Origin of the sequence: Actinophytocola algeriensis (assembly GCF_014203735.1) — a bacterium.
GTDB lineage: Bacteria > Actinomycetota > Actinomycetes > Mycobacteriales > Pseudonocardiaceae > Actinophytocola > Actinophytocola algeriensis.
This window is the reverse complement of the sequence record NZ_JACHJQ010000002.1, coordinates 420,105-433,266: the sequence shown is the minus strand read 5'-3', so window position 1 is coordinate 433,266 and position 13,162 is coordinate 420,105. Positions and strand designations below refer to the sequence as shown.

12 protein-coding genes are annotated in these 13,162 nt (G+C 72.5%); 2 read left to right on the top strand and 10 right to left on the bottom strand.

Features of this window, described 5'->3' with window-relative positions; translation table 11 throughout:
• Nucleotides 1-41 precede the first annotated feature (41 nt).
• Entirely contained in the window at nt 42-1,025 is a 984-nt protein-coding gene (locus FHR82_RS08230; protein WP_184809682.1) for a LacI family DNA-binding transcriptional regulator, read from the bottom strand.
• A gap of 103 nt (nt 1,026-1,128) precedes the next feature.
• On the opposite strand from FHR82_RS08230, the gene FHR82_RS08225 reads away from it, so the two are divergent.
• Nucleotides 1,129-1,461 carry a DUF3140 domain-containing protein gene (locus FHR82_RS08225; protein WP_184809681.1) on the top strand — a complete coding sequence of 111 codons (333 nt, stop codon included), beginning with the start codon at nt 1,129-1,131 and terminating at the stop codon, nt 1,459-1,461.
• 125 nt (nt 1,462-1,586) lie between these two features.
• Here the strand turns inward: FHR82_RS08225 and FHR82_RS08220 are convergent, their stop codons facing one another.
• Nucleotides 1,587-2,480, bottom strand: a complete 894-nt coding sequence (locus FHR82_RS08220) for a TIM barrel protein (protein WP_184809680.1) — start codon at nt 2,478-2,480, stop codon at nt 1,587-1,589.
• A 217-nt stretch (nt 2,481-2,697) separates the two neighbouring features.
• Here FHR82_RS08220 and FHR82_RS08215 point away from each other — a divergent pair, with 217 nt between their 5' ends.
• A complete protein-coding gene (locus FHR82_RS08215) occupies nt 2,698-4,518 on the top strand; it encodes a hypothetical protein (RefSeq protein WP_184809679.1) in 1,821 nt (606 codons plus the stop codon).
• Here FHR82_RS08215 and FHR82_RS08210 read toward each other — a convergent pair.
• The 8 genes from FHR82_RS08210 to FHR82_RS08175 all read right to left on the bottom strand — a co-directional run bounded on the left by FHR82_RS08210 (nt 4,515) and on the right by FHR82_RS08175 (nt 13,095).
• Nucleotides 4,515-5,489 (bottom strand): hypothetical protein, encoded by a 975-nt coding sequence (locus tag FHR82_RS08210; protein WP_184809678.1) that lies wholly within the window; start codon nt 5,487-5,489, stop codon nt 4,515-4,517. The genes FHR82_RS08215 and FHR82_RS08210 overlap by 4 nt on opposite strands.
• Before the next feature lie 2 nt (nt 5,490-5,491).
• Nucleotides 5,492-5,707: a hypothetical protein gene (locus tag FHR82_RS08205; protein ID WP_184809677.1), complete on the bottom strand. Its 216-nt coding sequence runs from the start codon at nt 5,705-5,707 to the stop codon at nt 5,492-5,494.
• Between the two features lie 95 nt (nt 5,708-5,802).
• Nucleotides 5,803-6,585: an HpcH/HpaI aldolase/citrate lyase family protein gene (locus tag FHR82_RS08200; protein ID WP_184809676.1), complete on the bottom strand. Its 783-nt coding sequence runs from the start codon at nt 6,583-6,585 to the stop codon at nt 5,803-5,805.
• On the bottom strand, nt 6,582-7,757 hold the full coding sequence (locus FHR82_RS08195) for a CaiB/BaiF CoA transferase family protein (RefSeq protein ID WP_184809675.1): 1,176 nt from the start codon (nt 7,755-7,757) through the stop codon (nt 6,582-6,584). The genes FHR82_RS08200 and FHR82_RS08195 overlap by 4 nt, the downstream gene beginning before the upstream one ends.
• Nucleotides 7,754-9,784 carry an SUMF1/EgtB/PvdO family nonheme iron enzyme gene (locus FHR82_RS08190; protein WP_311770958.1) on the bottom strand — a complete coding sequence of 677 codons (2,031 nt, stop codon included), beginning with the start codon at nt 9,782-9,784 and terminating at the stop codon, nt 7,754-7,756. The genes FHR82_RS08195 and FHR82_RS08190 overlap by 4 nt, the downstream gene beginning before the upstream one ends.
• Nucleotides 9,750-10,607, bottom strand: a complete 858-nt coding sequence (locus FHR82_RS08185) for a ribokinase (RefSeq protein ID WP_184809674.1) — start codon at nt 10,605-10,607, stop codon at nt 9,750-9,752. Before FHR82_RS08185 ends, FHR82_RS08190 begins: the two co-directional genes overlap by 35 nt.
• Nucleotides 10,604-11,953 carry an ADP-ribosylglycohydrolase family protein gene (locus FHR82_RS08180; RefSeq protein WP_184810419.1) on the bottom strand — a complete coding sequence of 450 codons (1,350 nt, stop codon included), beginning with the start codon at nt 11,951-11,953 and terminating at the stop codon, nt 10,604-10,606. The genes FHR82_RS08185 and FHR82_RS08180 overlap by 4 nt, the downstream gene beginning before the upstream one ends.
• A complete protein-coding gene (locus FHR82_RS08175) occupies nt 11,953-13,095 on the bottom strand; it encodes an ADP-ribosylglycohydrolase family protein (protein ID WP_184809673.1) in 1,143 nt (380 codons plus the stop codon). Before FHR82_RS08175 ends, FHR82_RS08180 begins: the two co-directional genes overlap by 1 nt.
• Nucleotides 13,096-13,162: the final 67 nt, after the last annotated feature.

The window sequence follows — 13,162 nt, the reverse complement described above, 5'->3', positions numbered from 1 at the left end:
GTGGAGCTCCAGGGTGCAGGGGGGCCTGGTGCCGTATTCGGTTATGGGGTGGTGCTTTCCCTGACCTCCAAGGCGAACGGGATCGAGACGTCCTGGGGCGGGAAGTCCTCTTTGTCGATCGCGCGACGGTGGACGAGGTCGACGGCCGCCCTCGCGAGCGCCGCCTTGTCCGGGGCGATGGTGGTGAGCGAGGGAACGCTGTATGCGCTGTGCTCGGTGTTGTCGAATCCGGCGATCGCGATGTCGTCCGGGACGCGCAGGCCACGGTCGTGGGCGACGCGGACGGCACCGAGCGCGAGCATGTCGTTGAAGCAGAACACCGCGTCCGGGCGTTCCGGGCGGTCGAGCAGCTCGGTCATGGCCAGCGCGCCGTCGCTGTGGTGGTAGCGCAGCGCGGGCGCCACGATCTCGGTCAGCCCGGCCTCCGCGATGGCCTGCCGGTAGCCGGCGAGCCGCTGCGTCGCGGTGCCGCGGGTCGGGTGCTGGCCGATGACCGCGATCCGCGTGCGGCCGAGGTCGATGAGGTGGTGGACGGCAGTGCGGGCGGCGGTGACGTTGTCGATGCCGACGTGGTCGAGGGGGAGCGGCAGCGGGTGCTCGCCGAGCAGCACCACCGGCACGCCGGGGGTGGCGATGTCGTCGGGTACCACCGCTTGCGGGCTGACGATCGCGCCGTCGACCATGTGCGGCCCCAGATCCGTGATGACCTTGCGTTCACGGGCCCGGTCACCCTGGGTCTGCTCGATGAGCACGCTCCAGTCGTGCTCGGCGGCGGCCGCGATGATCCCGCCTGCCAGCTCACCGAAGTAGGGGATCGACAGCTCCGGGACGACGAGCGCGATGAACCCGGTGCGCCCGCGGCGCAGGTTGCGGGCACCGAGGTTGGGCCGGTAGCCGGTGGCGTTGAGCGCGTCCTCGACGCGGCGGCGGTTCTCCGGCTTCACGAACTCGTAGCCGTTGACCACGTTCGAGACCGTCTTGACCGACACCCCGGCGAGCACCGCGACGTCCTTCAAGGTGGCCATGACTAGCTTTTACAACGTTGTGCCAACGATGTAAAGACGTTTCGCGGCCGTTCACCCGGGTAGCCCCGCGAACTACGGACCCTTGACGGAGGAGGCGAGGCTCGTGGCGAACACGCCGGTAGACGAGGACCTGTGGGCCGAGTTCCACCGGGTCGTGAACATGACGTCCCGTGAACTGAGCGAATGGCTACGCGTTCGCTCGGCGGACACCGAGACCGAGGAGCTGCCCGACCAGGCGGGCTCCGAGACGGGGCAGCACGTGCTGGCCATCCTCGGCAAACGGAAGACCGACCTCAACGACGAGGACCTGCGCGTCATGCAGAGGGTCGTGGACCGGATCCACGCGGACCGCCGCGACGACCTGGAACCAACCGCGGGCGAGGCCCACTGGCGCCACCGCCTGATGACGATCGGCCACGACCCGCTGAAGGGTTAGGCCGGCGAACTCCACCGAACTCGTTCGCCGCCGCGAGTGCCGGGCGCCGTGGGGCACGGCTGTGCACGGAGCACGGGTCATGGTGCGACCGATCCTGCTCTGCCCCAACGACGCCCGGCCGCGGTTCAGTAGGCGCGCGGGATGCGGAGGCTCCGCAGGTAGTCATAGGAGACGTTCGCCGTGCGCACCGGGTCGGGCTGCTGGTCGCGTTCGATGACGAAGTCGTGGCTCCCCAGATCCCGCAGGTGCGAGAGGATGCTCACGAAGTCGACCGTGCCCTCGCCGAGGTCGGTCTCGATGCCCTCGGTCGGCGTGCCGTCCTTCAGGTGGAACAGCGGGAACCGGTCCTGGTGCCGGTCCACGTAGGCGATCGGGTCCGCGCCCGCGCGGAGGATCCAGTACAGGTCCATCTCGAACGTCACCAGCCGCGGGTCGGTCTCCGCGAGCCAGATGTCGAACAGCACCTCACCGGTGTTCTGGTCGGTCGCGAACTCGTTGTCGTGCAGGTGGGCGTACCAGCGCAGGCCGTAGCTCCGCGCGGTCTCGCCCCACTGGTTCATCTCCTCGGCCATGCGGCGGTAGCCGTCCGCTGTCTGCTGGCCGTCCATGTACGAGACTCCGACGTACTTCTGGCCGAGCGTCACCGCGCGCTCGAGCGTGACCTGCGCGAGGTCGCCGCGGAAGTCGTACGGGTTGTGGTGGCTGCCGATGACCTTCAGGCCGTTGTCGTCGACGATCTTGCGGAACTGCTCGGGTGTGCGGTTCCCGTAGTCGTAGGCGGGCTCGACCTCGGCGTATCCGGCGTCGGCGATCATCGCCAGGGTGCCTTCGGGGTCCCGGCGGAGCATGTCGCGCACCGAGTACAGCTGGAAGCCGATCTTGCCGGGTGGCACGGGGCGGCCGCGGGTTGCCGCGGCGGCGGTCCCGGGGAGCGCCAGAGCGCTCAGGCCGACCGCGGTCGCCGCTCCCGCACCCTGGAGGAACCTGCGTCGCGAGGACTTTCGTTCAGAACCAGCCATCTTTTGCACCTCATCGTCAAAAGTTCGGTGCGCCGACTGTAAGCCTTGCTAAGGACCTTTCACAAGGCCGCTGACCGCAGAATGATCATCTCTGACCGTCGCACCCTTTACGGTCCCGGGCGACGCTGGTAAGGGTGGAACCACACACCGTCCGTCCTGAATGTCCACTTAGGACGGACGCGTTGATTCTCGTGCGGCGGAAGGAAGTGATGGCCGGGTGAGTGACGGCAGGGAGTTGGTCCCGCTGCGCACGGGTTTCGACGTGGTGCTGCGCGGATACCGGCGCGGGCCGGTCCGCCAGTACGTGCGCGCGGTGGAGGAGGAGCTGCGGCTGCTCGCCGCGGACCGCGACGCCAACGCGGAACTGGCGCAGGCACTGGTGTCCGAGGTCGAGCAGTTGCGTGTCAGGAACGCGAAACTGGCGCGGCAGGTCGACGAGCTGTCCCGCACGCCGGTCGACGCGGCGGCGGTGCCCGCGCGGCTGCGGAAGATGGTCGAGCTGGCCAAGGAGGAGGCCGCCGAGGTCGTGGCGCGTTCGCGAGCCGCCGCCGAGAACACCTGGGCCACGGCGGAGGAGGCGGCCGGGCGACTGCGGGCCAGGTACGAGAGGGCGCTCGCGGACATGGACCGCACCCGTCGCGCCACGGAGGAGGAGCATCGCCAGCTGCTGCAGCAGGCGCAGGTCGACGCGGCGGTGATGACCACCGAGGCCGACCGGCGGCGCACCGAGCTGGACGACTTCGCGGCCCGGCGCAGGGAACGCGTGGAGGCCGACTTCGAGGTGGCCATGGCCCGCAGGCGCGCGGAGGCGATGCGGGAGATCGCCGAGCAGAAGGTCGCCGCCCAGGCCGAGGCCAACCGCCTGGTCCGGGAGGCGACGGCGGACGCGGAGCAGCGCGTGGCGACGTCCCGGGAGCGGGCGAGCCGCCTGATGCGCGAGGCGACGGAGGGTGCGGAAAACCGGACAGTGGCGGCGAAAGCGGAAGCAGCACGTCGCATCCGCGAGGCCACGGCGGCGGCCGCCGAGACCAGGTCGGCCGCGCGGGCGGAGTCGGAGCGGCTGGTGCGCGAGGCGACAGCTGAAGCCGAACGCCTGATCAGCGAGGCGACAGCGGAGGCAGAAGGACGGGTGGCGACCTCGCGGGAGCGGGCGAGCCGCCTGATGCGCGAGGCGACGGAGGGTGCGGAAAACCGGACAGTGGCGGCGAAAGCGGAAGCGGCACGCCGCATCCGCGAGGCGACGACGGAAGCCGAGCGCCTGATCAGCGAGGCGACAACCGACGCCGAGAGCCGCACGACGGCCGCCAAGGCGGAGGCCGCGCGCCTGGTCCGCGAGGCCACCGAGGATGCCGAGCACCGCACTGCCGTGGCGACAGCTGAGGCCGAGCGCCTGATCAGCGAGGCCACCGAGACCGCGGAGAACCGCACCACGGTCGCGAAAGCCGAGGCCGAGCGCTTGGTCCGCGAGGCCACCGAAGATGCCGAGCACCGCACCGCGGTGGCGACAGCCGAGACGGAACGCCTGGTCCGCGAAGCGACCGAGACGGCGGAGAACCGCACGGCCGTGGCGAAAGCCGAAGCGGAGAGGCTGGTCCGCGAGGCCACCGAGGAGGCCGAGAACCGCGTCAGCGCGTCCAAGGCCTACGCCGAACGGCTGGTCGGCGACGCGACCGAGGACGCGGCGCACCGGGTCGCCACGTCGCGGGAACGTGCCAGCCGCCTGATGCGGGACGCCACGCAGGGCGCCGAGCGTCGTTCCGCGGCGGCCAGGGCCGAGGCGAGCAGGCGGATCCGGGAGGCGACCGGCGAGGCCGAGCGGCTCGTGACCGCGGCCGAACAGGACGCCTGCCGGCGGATCGACGCCGCGAACCAGGAGGTGGCGCGGTTGCGCGACCTGCGGGTCCGCCTCGCGACGCAGCTGCGGAGCGCCCGCGAGGTGCTCGTCGGCGCGGCGCCGCTCCTGGCGCCCGCCGAGGCGGAGGCGCTCGAGGAGCCCGCCAGACCGACGCCGATCCCGCAGCAGCGTTCCGTCGGTTAGCGGCGGCGCTCGCAGGCGGCGGTGACGCGGAGCCGTAGCTCGCCGGACATGTGGTTCGTCAGGTCCGCCATCGTCTGCCACAGGTCGTGTTTCTCCACGGCCCGCAGCAACCGGTCGAGCACCTCCGGCGCGGACAGCGCGGGCAGCCGCAGCACGCGCCGCTGACCGTCCTCGTCCATCACGGCCACGCCCGACAGCAGGGCCGGGACCGCGTCGTCGTCGAGCGCGGTGTGCAGCAGCGCGGTCAGGGCTTCCGTGCCGGACTCGGCGGCGAAACCGGCCAGGCGGCCACGCAGCTCGTCGTCGGTCAGCCTGCCGAGCAGCGCGAGACCCGCCGACGCCAGCCCCGGTGCGCCGCTCAGCGCGTCGCGGACCACGCCGCGGAGCCGGGCCGGTGGCAGCAGCGCGACCGCACGGGTGAGCTGGGCGCCGGACTCGGCGTAGAAACCTATGCGCAGCAACGCTTCCGTCGACACCGTGGTGGCCACGTCGTGGATGACGCCCTCGCTCGCGGCGTCGAGCATCCTGCCGAGGGTGATGAACTCGCGGCGGCTGATCAGCTCCATCACCACCCCGAGCACCCGGTCCGGCCGGATCCGCTGGACGAGCGGCCCGGCGCGGCGCGGGTCGAGGTGCACGCACGCCTCGGCGAGGTACTCGACCGGCATCCGGTCGGCCAGCTCGGCCGCCCGGTCCGGGGTCATCTCCCCGGCGACCCGCGCGGCGAGCAGCGGTGGGAACGCACGCAACGCGATCCGCACGTTCACGGCCGTCGGCAACACCCGCGTGATCGCCGCGACCCGCTGGAACGCGCCCCGGTGCTCGTCGTACAGGGTGGCCACCACCCGCTCCCGCACCCGCCGGATGTCCTCGTGCGGCAACACCGCGGCGAACGCGACCCCGTCAGGCGTCGTGCCCAGCGCACGCGCCAGCTTCACCAGCTCGGCCCGCGTCGCGAGGTCGGTCCCCACGGTCACCACCCCAGCAGACGGCTGACCGTGCCCCGCACCATCGGCGGCATCTGCCGCAACGCCTCGTCGGACGCGGCGGCCAGCGCCCGCGCCTGCTGCTCCCGCGCGGCGGTGAGCACGTCGCTCAGCTCGTCGAGCGCCTCCTCCGACAAGCCCTCGACCGCACGCACGTCTGCCCCCAGCCAGTGCCTCAACACCACTCGCACGTCACTGCGCATGACAGGACTTTGTCACGCGGGACCCCGGTAAGAACATGCGGAGTGCAAGTTGTGGGCGGAGGGGATCGAAGCGCTGTCTTCCCCGTCCTGACGAGTCAGTCGCGCACCCGCGCCAGGATCGCCCTCGCCCGGCCCACCATGGCCGGGTCGACCATGTCGCCGTTCGCCAGGGTGGTCACGCCGCCATCGGCCGTCGCGGTCAGGACTTCTTCCGCCCACCGGCGTTCTTCGTGCGACGGCCGGAAGACCTCGGCGATGACCGGGAGCTGGGAGGGGTGGATGGCCACGCGGCCGTACCAGCCCAGGGCACGACCGCGTTCCGTGTCCGCGCGCAGGCCCGCCAGGTCCTTGATCGCCGGGTAGGCCGACAGCATCGGGGCGGGCAGGCCCGCCGACTTCGCCGCGTACAGCAGGCGGATCCTCGCGTGGTCGAGCACCGCGTCGTCGCGGGTGCCCAGTTCGCTCGCGAGGTCCGACTCGCCGAGGCCGAGCCGGGTCACCGCGGGGTGGGTGGCGATCCCGGACGCGTGTTCCACGCCGTACGCGCTCTCGAACAACGCGGTGACCGGGAGCCCCGGCAGTGCCGCCGCCACCTCGTCCACCTGTGATGAGGACTCGACCTTCGGCAGCCGCACCTCGAAACCCGTCAGGCCGCGCAGCGCGGCGAGGTCTTCCTCGGCGGCCACCCTGACCTGCAGCACGCAGTCCACACGCGCGGACGACAGCCACGCAGCCACCGCCGCGCGGGCCGTGGCCTTGTCGGCCGGGGGCACGGCGTCCTCCAGGTCGAGGATCACCAGGTCGGCGCCGGTCGCCACGGCCTTGTCGAAACGGTCTGGGCGGTTGCCGGGCACGTAGAGCCCCGTCAGCGGTGTCATACGACCCCCGCCTCCCGCAGGGCGGCCAGCTGTTCGCGGGTGACACCGACCTTCGCCAGCACCTCGTCGGTGTCCGCGCCGTGCCGCCTGCCCGCCCACCGGATCGCACCCGGGGTCTCCGACATCCGGAACAGCACGTTCTGCATCCGCACCGGACCCAGCTCGTCGTCGTCGACCGTCTGGACCGTGCCCAGAGCCTGGTACTGCGGGTCCGCGAGCACGCCGCGCACGTCGTACACCCGGGAGATCGCCGCCTGCGCCTTCTCGAACTCGGCGACCACCTCGTCGGTCGGCCGGGCCGCGATCCACGACGACACCGCGGCGTCCAGCTCGTCCGCGTGCTGGGCGCGCTGGTGGCCGCTCGCGAACCACGGCTCCTCGACCACGTCCGGCCGCCCGACCAGCCGCAGCACCCGTTCCGCGATGGACTGGGAGCTGGTCGACACCGCGACCCACTCGCCGTCCGCGGTCCGGTAGACGTTGCGCGGCGCGTTGTTCACCGACCGGTTGCCCGTCCTCGGCTGCACGTGACCGAGCTGGTCGTACGCGGTGATCTGCCCGCCGAGCAGCATGAGGATCGGCTCGATGATCGCCATGTCGATCACCTGGCCGACCTCGGTGCGCAGGGCCACCAGCACCGCGTACGCGGTCGCGAGCGCCGCGATGCCGTCGGCCAGGCCGAACGGCGGCAGCGTCGGCGGGCCGTCCGATTCACCGGTCAGCGCCGCGAACCCGCTCATCGCCTCGGCGAGGCTGCCGAACCCGGGACGCGCCGAGTACGGACCGAACTGGCCGAACGCCGTCACGCGTGCGATCACCAGCCGCGGGTTGGCCTCGTGCAGTTCGGCCGGGCCGACGCCCCACCGTTCGAGCGTGCCGGGGCGGAAGTTCTCGATCAGCACGTCCGCCTCGGCCGCGAGGGCCAGCAGCAGTCGTGCGCCCTCGGGCTTGCCAAGGTCGATGGTGACGGTCTTCTTGTTGCGGCCCAACGTCTTCCACCACAGGTTGACGCCGTCCTTCGCCGGGCCGTGGCCGCGGGCCGCGTCCGGCTTGCGCGGGTGCTCGACCTTGATCACGTCCGCGCCGAAGTCGCCGAGGAACGTCGCCGCGAGGGGGCCGGCGAACAGCGTCGACACGTCGAGGACGCGGATGCCGTCCAGGGGGCCGCTCACCGGATGTCCCACGCCACGCGGAAGCCGATGCTCGGCGACCGGTCCAGGCCCAGCCCCGGCAGCAGGAACTTCAGGCTGAACGACGGGTCGCGCGGGCCGCCGTCGACGTACCAGTCCGACCCGGTGCTCTCGTGGTCGCTGCCGCCCTTGAGCATCACGAACCGGGTCACGCCGTCCGTGTGCTCGCTCTCCGTCCAGTTCCAGACCAGGGGAGTGGCCCGCCGGAACCCCGGCGACCCGGCCGCGACCTGCCACTCGAACTCGGTCGGCAGCCGCCCGCCTGCCCACGCCGCGTAGGCGCGCGCGTCGGCGAGGTCGACCATCGTCGCCGGACCGTCACCGGTGCCGGGTGACCAGCGGTTCTCGCAGGCGGGCCGGTACCCGGTGGCGGCGGCGAACTCGGCGAACTCCTCGGCCGTCACCTCGAGCGCCGCCACCGCCACCTCGGCGAGCGTCACGGCCAGCAGCTCCCGGCGCGGGTCGTGCAGGCGCGGCGGCAGCGGCTTCCACTCCTCCACGTACGGCGCGCCCTGGTAGCTCCCCGTCTCGCGCCGCCGGTAGGTCATCGGCAGCGTGCGCGGGCCACCCTCGACGCGGACGGTCACCCCTCGAGGCCGTCCACTGGTCGCGGGTGGCCGCACGCGCGCCGCGGTGCGGGCCGGGAACGTCGTGTCGGCCGCGCCCGGGTCGGCCGCCGCGGCCGTGAGCAGGCCCGGCAGCCACGCCGGTTCCTGGCCCGCCAGCGCCAGCACGGCTGCCACCCCGCGCGCGGGCACCGTGACCGGCGGCGCGGACGTGCCGTGCCCGAGGCGCGCACCCGAGGTGAGGTCGAACCACGCGGTGCCGTCGGTGGTCGCGGTCAGCGCGTCGCCGGTGAAGTCGGTGTCGCCGCGGTTCACCAGCGTCCACAGCGTGAGGCCCGAAGGGTCGGCGAACCGGGATGCGTACACGCCGGCCGCGATCGCCTCGTCCGACGCGTCGGCCAGCGGGGTCCACTCGCCGTGCACGAACAGCGTCGTGAGCACCCGCTGCACGCGCAGCATCCGGCGCAGCGTCGCCTTGTCGCGCTCGTTCCAGCCCACCCAGACGCCGAACACGGTGTCCCACACGAGCATGCCGGTGCCGTTCATGAACGCCGACTGCAGCTCGTCGCTGTGGTCGCGGTTCCACCGCCGCGTCTGGTGGGTCATGTGGCGGCGTTCGAACCAGCGGGCGCGCTGCACGCCGGGCGCGGTGCTGTCGGCGAACCACTGCGCCCAGCTGAGCTGGTGGTCGACGATGCGGGCGTTCGGCAGCCGGGACTCGCCCTCGAGGACCTGCGGCGGGCGGTTGTCGAGCAGCGCGGACACCAGGCGGGAGTCGCCTTCCTTCATGGTGTCCAGGAACATCCCGTCGGTCCCCAGCTCGCTCGCCAGCAGCGCCAGCTCGGTCGCGTCGTCGTGCGGCGCGCGGCGGGTGCCGGTGTCCCACGGGTTGTAGTCGAGGAAGATCCTGATGCCGAGGGACTGGAACTCGGCGACGAGGTCACGCAGGCCGGGCACGTCGTGGTAGAAGTCGAACTGGTTGCGGTCGTCGATGCCGATGACCGGGTAGGCGTGCCACAGCACGACGCCGTCGAAACCGCCGTGGTCCCGCGTCTTCGCGAGGAACCCGGCCACGTCGAAGCGGCCGGCGGCGCGGTCGTACAGGCGCTCGTCCCACAGCCAGATCAGCGCGACGCTGTAGCAGGATCTGGTCCACGCGGTCGCGGCGCGGTCGTAGATCGCGCCGTCGTAGCGCAGGCGGGCGTGGGCCTCGGCGCGCCAGCGGGCCAGCGCGGCGCGCCAGGCCGGCCAGTCGGCGGGGTCGTCGGGCGCGGCGAAGACCTTGGCGATGTCGCCGACCTCGGGGTCGAGCGGCTCGTCGAGGGGGAGGGTCGCCGGCAGGTCGATCGGGCGCGGCACCAGCGGGTCGATCTGGTTCGTGCTCGCCTCGTCCGGGTCGGCGTGCCGGTCAGTCGTGCGGGTGGAAATCGTCGATCTCCTCACGGGTCGGGATGGCGGGCACGGCACCGGCGCGGCGCACCGACAGTGCGGCCGCGACGGACGCGAACCGGACGGCCTCGTCGAGCGGCCTGCGCTCGTCCAGTGCCGCGACGAGCGCGCCGCAGAAGGTGTCGCCCGCACCGGTGGTGTCGACGACGTCGACGGTGATGCCGGGCACCTCGGTCGTGGTGTCGCGGGTGCGGACCAGCGCGCCGTCGGCACCGAGCGTGACCACTACCGCGGGCACGACGGTCAGCAGGTGGTCGGCGCCGCCGAGCAGCGCGGCCTCGTGCTCGTTGACGACCAACAGGTCGACGTTGGCGAGCAGGTCCTCGGGGAGCCGCTGGGCGGGGGCCGCGTTGAGGACGACCCGGCCGCTCGCGATCTCCGCCGCCGCGGCCACGGTGGCGAGCGGGATCTCGAGCTGCATCAGCACGAGGTCCGCGCCCGCGATGGCGGACCGTTCCTCCGGTGCCAGGTCGGTGAGCGTCGCGTTGGCGCCCGCGTTGACCACGATCGCGTTCTCACCGGACGTGGAGACGGTGATGAGCGCGGTGCCGGTCGGCTCGTCGGAGGTGCGGACGAGCGTGCGCACCCCGGACTCGGTGAGGCTTTCCCGCAGCCGGGCGCCGTTGTCGTCGTCGCCGAACGCGCCGACGAACGTGGTGGCCGCACCCGCTCTGGCGGCGGCGGTGGCCTGGTTGTTGCCCTTGCCGCCCGAGTGCGTGGCGAAGCCGGTGGACAGGACGGTCTCACCCGGCGAGGGGATCCGTTCGACCTGGCTGACCAGGTCGACGTTGCCACTGCCCACGACGACGACGCTCATGATTTCCTCACGAGCGCCAGCGTACGACGGGCGAGCGTGTCGAACCCGATGCCGTCGAAGCCCGGCACGGTCGACGCGAGCCGGTTGCGCAGCGGCACGACCCACTCCGGCGGCAGTCCTTTCGCGCCGGTCAGCGCACCCGCGATCGACCCCGCGGTGGCGCCGGTCGAGTCGGTGTCCCAGCCGCCGGTGACCGCGGTCGTGATGGTGGTGGTGTAGTCGCCGTCGCCGCGGGCGAGCGCGTAGCCGAGCGTGGCCGCGTTGTTGAGCACGTGCACCCAGTGCAGGTCGCCGTAACGCGCGTAGACCTGGTCCAGGGCGTCCTCTGTGGACAGGTCGGCCAGCTCGGCGCCCATCCGGATCGCGGCGGCGAACCGGGACTCCGGTGGCACCACCGACAGGCCTGCCGCCAGGACTTCGGCCACCGACCCGGCGACCACCGCGGCCGAGCACGCCGCCGCCGCGAACATGGCGCCGTACACGCCGTTGCGGCCGTGCGTGAGGTGGGCGTCCGTCCACGCGAGACGTGCCGAGGTCACCGGGTCGCCCGGGTGGGTCCAGCCGTACACGTCGGTGCGGATCTGCGCGCCGATCCAGTCCCGGAACGGGTTGCCGACCCGGCCCGCGACCTCCGGCTCGTAGCCGTCGAGCAGGTTGCGGTACGCGATCCGCTCGGCCGTGAACACGCGGCCGCCCGGCAGGTTGGCGAGCCACGACTGCGCCACGTCGTCGGTGGTGAACCCGTCGCCGTGCCGTTCGAGGAGGTCCAGCGCGATGAGCGGGAAGTTGAGGTCGTCGTCCTCCGGCATCCCGTCGATGTTCTCGAGCAGGCTCGTGGGGCGGCTGCGCCGGTTCCACGGGTACCGGGACGCGAGCTCCCCGTCGAGGCCGACCTCCGTGAAGTACCGGGAGATCGGCCAGTTGCCGGTGGACTGGGCGATGGCGCGGATGCCCTCGCGGGGGATCTTCTCCACCGGCTTGCCGAGCAGGCACCCGGCCGCCCGGCCGAGCCACGCGCCGTGCACGCGGTCGGGCAGGTCCATGCCGGGCGACGCGACCGTCACCGGCCGGGCCAGGGCCAGGATCTCGTCCAGGCCGTCCGGTTCCGCGGCGCGCAGCGCGGCGGGCGCCTCTCGTTCGTCCACTTGCGACAACAGCTCGCGGGCGAGCCTGCGCAGTGCGGGGGGAGCGGGGTCCTTAGTGGCGCCGGAACCCGGCGCGTGCAGTGAGCCACCCGCCGTGGTCCACCAGTCCGCCAGGTCGTCGACGGCGATCCCGTCGGCCCTGGCCGCGGCCAGCGCGTGCGGCACCAGGTCTTCCGGCTGTGTCCACGTGAGACGGAGCATCACGCCGCTTCCCCGGCCGAGCCGAACAGCTTCGCCCGCTGCTCGAACCGGGCCTGGTCCTTGGCCCACACGTCCTTCGCGACCGCGGCCATCGTCGGGCCGGTCGCCGTGATGTCCATCCGGCTGGCCTCGCTGACCTCCGTCACCCACTCGTCCGGCACGACCGCGCGCCCGCCGAGCGCACCCGCGATCGAACCACCCATCACCGCGATCGAGTCCGAGTCGCGGCCGTAGTTCACCGCACCCAGCACGGTCTCCCGGTAGTTCCCGCCCGCGACGACGAGCATGCCCAGCGCCACCGGCAGCTCCTCGATCGACTTGGTGCGGCTGGGAATCCGCGCGTCCTTCGCGGGTGCCCGGTAGTGCGGGCCGACCGTGTCGAACGGCTCGACGGCCGCCCGGATCGCGGCGAGCGAGGTGCGCCAGTCCGACAGCGACGCGGCGGCCGACGTCACCGCCTCGATCGCGTCCCGGGTGCCGTCCTTCGCCAGCGACAGCGCGACCTCGACCACCGACGACACGGTCGCCTCCGGTCGCATCGCCTCCGCGACACAGGCCGCGTACACGCCGGCGGCCTCCCGGCCGTAGCTCGACTGGTGCGCGCCCGCCACGTCGATCGCCTCCGCGTACGCGCCGGTCGGCGAGCCCGCGTTGGCGATCCCGATCGGCGCGGCGTACATGGCGGCACCGCAGTTCACGATGTTGCCGACACCGGCCTCACGCGGGTCGATGTGCCCGTAGTGCAGGCGCGCCACCAGCCACTTCTCCGCGAGGAAGATCCGGTGGAGGAGGATCGTCTCCGTTTCCAGCTCGGGGATCCACCGCCGTTCCCCGATGAGCAGCGGCACGAGGTGGTCGGCGATCGCGTACGCGTCCAGGTGGTCGCGCACCGTGTCGTAGACCTCGACGAGCGCGGTGGTCATCAGGGTGTCGTCGGTGACGTGCCCGTCGCCCTTGTGGTACGGCGCGATCGGGCGGGCGTGCCGCCAGTCCGGGATGAACGGCGGCACGATCCCCTCGATGAAACCGTCGTACCGCTCGCGGATGGCGTCGGTCGTGTTGCCCTCCGCCGCACCGCCGAGCGCGTCGGCCACCGCGGCGCCCGCGAGGGCCCCCGTCGCCCTGTCCTCGAGCAAACCCATGACTCTCCCCTCCTTGCGTGTCCTGGAAGACGCTTCCGGGACGTGGAGTGCCCGGAAAGCGTCTTTC

What these genes read in the sequence shown, in the direction of transcription:
- FHR82_RS08185 (WP_184809674.1), bottom strand. Translation starts at nt 10,607, where the DNA reads ATGAGCGTCGTCGTCGTGGGCAGTGGCAACGTCGACCTGGTCAGCCAG.
- FHR82_RS08180 (WP_184810419.1), bottom strand. Translation starts at nt 11,953, where the DNA reads ATGCTCCGTCTCACGTGGACACAGCCGGAAGACCTGGTGCCGCACGCG.
- FHR82_RS08230 (WP_184809682.1), bottom strand. Translation starts at nt 1,025, where the DNA reads ATGGCCACCTTGAAGGACGTCGCGGTGCTCGCCGGGGTGTCGGTCAAG.
- FHR82_RS08175 (WP_184809673.1), bottom strand. Translation starts at nt 13,095, where the DNA reads ATGGGTTTGCTCGAGGACAGGGCGACGGGGGCCCTCGCGGGCGCCGCG.
- FHR82_RS08200 (WP_184809676.1), bottom strand. Translation starts at nt 6,585, where the DNA reads ATGACACCGCTGACGGGGCTCTACGTGCCCGGCAACCGCCCAGACCGT.
- FHR82_RS08205 (WP_184809677.1), bottom strand. Translation starts at nt 5,707, where the DNA reads ATGCGCAGTGACGTGCGAGTGGTGTTGAGGCACTGGCTGGGGGCAGAC.
- FHR82_RS08220 (WP_184809680.1), bottom strand. Translation starts at nt 2,480, where the DNA reads ATGGCTGGTTCTGAACGAAAGTCCTCGCGACGCAGGTTCCTCCAGGGT.